Here is a 3,581-nt window from a genome sequence, read left to right on the forward strand (position 1 = left end):
CTTCTCACCGGCCGTCAGTTCATCGGTGAACCACTCGTGTGTTGTCATCGGAAGACGATGTTGTCGGCGATGCCGACCGGCCGGTTCCAGGTGAATCGTTCTGTCAGGTCGCGCTACTCGTCTGGAGTATTCTGTTCATCCCCTCGGGCTCGATCGAACAGTTGGTGGAGCAGGATGTCCGATACCCAGGTTGTCCAGTCCGCGGCCGACCACCCCGCGTCGAGCACCAGTGCGGCATAGGATTCGGGTCCGATCAGGAAGTCCAAGATGTCGGCGGCTCGCTCGGACGTGAGCCCTGAACGGAATGGTTGGCGTGCACGCAACTCCTCGGCGAGCCGCGCCATACCGTCACGGCGGAGCCGCTGTGATGCGCGATAGATGTCGCCCTGCGGCTCCTTCGCCAGGGTCGCAAAGATCGGCAGCGTGGGCGCGATCCGCGCGTTCAGGGATGCCGTACCGGCGACGACGGCGGCTAGGAGCGTGCCGGCCTCCGGGTGCGCGAGGGCGTGGAGATACCAGGACTGACGCTCCGGCGGCAGGCCTTCGTCGCCGAGAACGGTCCATTCATGCACCGCCTGAAGCACTTGATTCTTGGTGCGGAACTGGAAATAGACCGTCTGCACCGAGACTCCCGCGGCCGTACCGATCGCCTCCATCGTGGTCGCACGGAAGCCGTGTGCGCAGAAGAGGTCGTAGGCAGCGCGGACGATGCGCGCGCGCGTCTCGGCGGAACGCTGCTCCATCTTGTTTGCAGATGCCTTGACCTCGCGCACCCGCCCATCGTAGCTTTAGTGGTAACCACTAAAGGGCGACTCCAATACTTACCCTCGCCGGGAGGCGTAATGACCACCCAGCCCGCACACGTACCGACCGATACACCGCTCTCGTCGAGTCCACGCGCATCGAGCCGCGCACTCGTCCTCCTCGCCCTGCTCGGCGCCCTGCTGCAAACCCTCGGCGGGGTGTTGGAGACGTTGGACAGGGTGGAGGCAGGGAGTCCCGGGTTCGGCTTCCGGACTGTCCTGATCGGCCTCGCCTATCTCTGCCTGCTCGGCGCGGTGATCGAACTCCGGCGCAGTACGACGGCGGGACGCGGCCGTGTTGTGCGCGTCGCCCTCATGGTCGCCGGCGCGGGCTGGGTGCTGTCAGCCGTAGCGCAGCTGGTCCTGAACATCGACTCCGACGTCGCCGAGAAGGCGCTGTTCCCGATCGCAACCATCGCCATCGGTGCCGGAATGCTGGTCGTTGGCATCGATGTACTCCGTGCCCGGAGGTGGTCGGCCTGGCGGCGGTGGGTTCCGCTTGTTTGCGGGGTGTACCCGTTTGTCGCGATTTTTCCGAGCTTCGCCGCAGCCGGACAACCAAACTTTCCGGTCCTCACAGGATGGGGCCTGTGCTGGCTGTTCTTGGCCGTGGCGCTGTGGCCGCGAGAACAGAATTGAGCGCTCGCGTGTTCATCTGAGCGTTCGGGTGTCACTGTTCATATCAGCCATAGCCCACGCCGGTTGGGCGGATTCCGCCGAGCGCGCATCGGCCGGTATCCGAGGCAATCGGGCCGGTGTCATTCGCGGCAACGCCGGGGGTGCTCGGGGTTACCGAGTTTCGGTCGAATCCGGCTCCACCCCGAAGAGTTCGCGGAGAACGGCGCCGGTTACCCATTCGGCGTAATCCTCACGGCTCCAGCCATATTCGCTTATCAGCAGCTGGTACTGCTGCGGTCCGGTCAGTGCCAGGAGGATGTCGCGGGCATGAGTGAGCGAGAGGCCGACGCGGAGCGGCTGTTTGGCGACCAGCATCTCGATGAGTTTCTGGTTGCCGTCGATGCGCAGCTTCTCGTTGAAGTCGTACGTCGCCCGGGCATCCTCGTCGGAGCGCACCACCCAGACGAGCGGCGCCGCTCGCTCGAGGATCGGCACTGTGCCCGCGACCAGATGCCCCACCGCATCGTGGACGTTGTCCGCGGTCTCGACCGCCTGCCACCACTGCGACTCGTGTGGGTGCGGTCCGTCGTCGCGGACCGCCCACTCGTAGGTGGCCTGGAGCAGGTCGGACTTGGTGCGGAACGTGTAGTAGAGGGTCTGGACGGCGACTCCGGCCTCCGTTGCTACGGCCTCCATCGTTGTCCCGCCGTACCCGCGTTCGCTGAACACCCGGCACGCAGCCGACATCATCCGTCGACGCGTCGCCGCGGCCTTCTCCTTGCGGGACGGGGACATGGAGTGGACTCTAGACCCACCAATTGACTAGTGACTATCACTAGTGTATCTCTCTAGTCAGGTCAACGGGATTTGATAGCGAGGAACCGACCATGAGTGATACGACTGCGTGCCAGAAGCGACACTCAGTCCCCACACGTGGCCTTGGGCTGGCCTGCGCAGCCTCCGGCGTGATCGGGACGGCACTGGCTCTCCTCATGGGGGTCCACGTCGGTGACGTCCCCGAGACGCAGTGGAGCTATCCCCACACGCGGGGGGTCTTCGTCGTGGAGGCGGTCCTGCTGGCCCTCATGCACCTGATGCAGGGCGCCGGCTTCGTCGGAGCCCTGCGCCTGGGCGCGCCTGGCAACAGCAGGCCGGGGCGGGTCGGTCTGTGGGTCGCCCTTCTCGGACTCGTAGGTCTCGCTGTGGCGGAGGTCTGGAGCGGACTCATCGCCGACGAGGCCGACGACTCATCCGTGGCCGCGACTGTCAGCGGTCTTTTCGGGATCTCGTCCATCGTGTTCGCGCTCGGCGCGATCGTGGGCGGGGTCGCCGTTTTGCGCGCCGGCGTATGGCAGGGCCCGTGGCGGTGGGTCGTTTTCGCCACTGGCCTGGTGATCGTTGCGCTGGTCACACCGGCGAACATCTCCGGCGACCCCGGCCTCCGTCAGGTCGCCCTACTCATCTGGAGCGTTCTGTTCATCCCCCTCGGGCTCGATGTCGCCAAGGGTCTGCACCGGCGCTGACGTGCAACGCATCTCGGCTGCGTGGGATACCCCCGTCGCCGCGATATGACGGCCGATAACGAAGCCGGCACGAACTTCGCATAGACCTTGCTGATGGCTCCGAAATCCGGAGCCATCAGCAAGGTTTGTGCAGGTGCCGGCCGGAAGGCCGGTACGTGCGATCAGATCCCGGTGAGCTCGATGTCGCGGGTCTCGGGTGAGAGGATCAGCGCCACCAGGGTGATGGCCGCGGCGACAGCCAGGTAGTCGCCGACGGCACCGACACCGTGGCTCGACGCCAGTGCGGTCGCGGCGTAGTTTCTCGTTGAAGTCGTACGTCGCCCGGGCATCCTGGTCGGAGCGCACCACCCAGACGAGCGGCGCCGCTCGCTCGAGGATCGGCACTGTGCCCGCGACCAGATGCCCCACCGCGTCGTGGACGTTGTCCGCGGTCTCGACCGCCTGCCACCACTGCGACTCGTGTGGGTGCGGGCCGTCGTCGCGGACCGCCCACTCGTGGGGTTCTGGAGTAGGTCGGACTTGGTGCGGAACGTGTAGTAGAGGGTCTGGCGAACGACAAACTCGTTGGCCTCCGGCACTCCTGACGGACCCCACTCGCGTCGATCACGAACATCGGAGCTTCGGTCACAGCAACTGC

At 65.7% G+C, this 3,581-nt stretch carries 5 protein-coding genes; 2 read left to right on the top strand and 3 right to left on the bottom strand.

Annotation, left to right across the window (positions count from 1 at the left end; all coding sequences use genetic code 11):
- Nucleotides 1-113: 113 nt before the first annotated feature.
- The gene (locus KDB67_RS09565; RefSeq protein ID WP_291015249.1) at nucleotides 114-773 is read right to left on the bottom strand and encodes a helix-turn-helix domain-containing protein; all 660 of its coding nucleotides are present in this window, start codon (nucleotides 771-773) and stop codon (nucleotides 114-116) included.
- Between the two features lie 69 nt (nucleotides 774-842).
- Between KDB67_RS09565 and KDB67_RS09570 the strand changes: the two genes are divergently transcribed.
- Nucleotides 843-1,442 (top strand): hypothetical protein, encoded by a 600-nt coding sequence (locus KDB67_RS09570; protein ID WP_291015251.1) that lies wholly within the window; start codon nucleotides 843-845, stop codon nucleotides 1,440-1,442.
- 150 nt (nucleotides 1,443-1,592) lie between these two features.
- On the opposite strand, the gene KDB67_RS09575 is transcribed toward KDB67_RS09570, so the two are convergent.
- Nucleotides 1,593-2,216 (bottom strand): helix-turn-helix domain-containing protein, encoded by a 624-nt coding sequence (locus tag KDB67_RS09575; protein WP_291015254.1) that lies wholly within the window; start codon nucleotides 2,214-2,216, stop codon nucleotides 1,593-1,595.
- Nucleotides 2,217-2,308: 92 nt separating this feature from the next.
- On the opposite strand from KDB67_RS09575, the gene KDB67_RS09580 reads away from it, so the two are divergent.
- Nucleotides 2,309-2,944, top strand: coding sequence for a hypothetical protein (locus tag KDB67_RS09580; protein WP_291015256.1), 636 nt, complete (start codon nucleotides 2,309-2,311; stop codon nucleotides 2,942-2,944).
- Between the two features lie 161 nt (nucleotides 2,945-3,105).
- Here KDB67_RS09580 and KDB67_RS09585 read toward each other — a convergent pair whose 3' ends face one another.
- Nucleotides 3,106-3,273, bottom strand: a complete 168-nt coding sequence (locus KDB67_RS09585) for a hypothetical protein (protein WP_291015258.1) — start codon at nucleotides 3,271-3,273, stop codon at nucleotides 3,106-3,108.
- Between the last annotated feature and the right edge of the window lie 308 nt (nucleotides 3,274-3,581).

The organism is Gordonia sp. (in: high G+C Gram-positive bacteria) (assembly GCF_020438995.1).
Lineage (GTDB): Bacteria > Actinomycetota > Actinomycetes > Mycobacteriales > Mycobacteriaceae > Gordonia.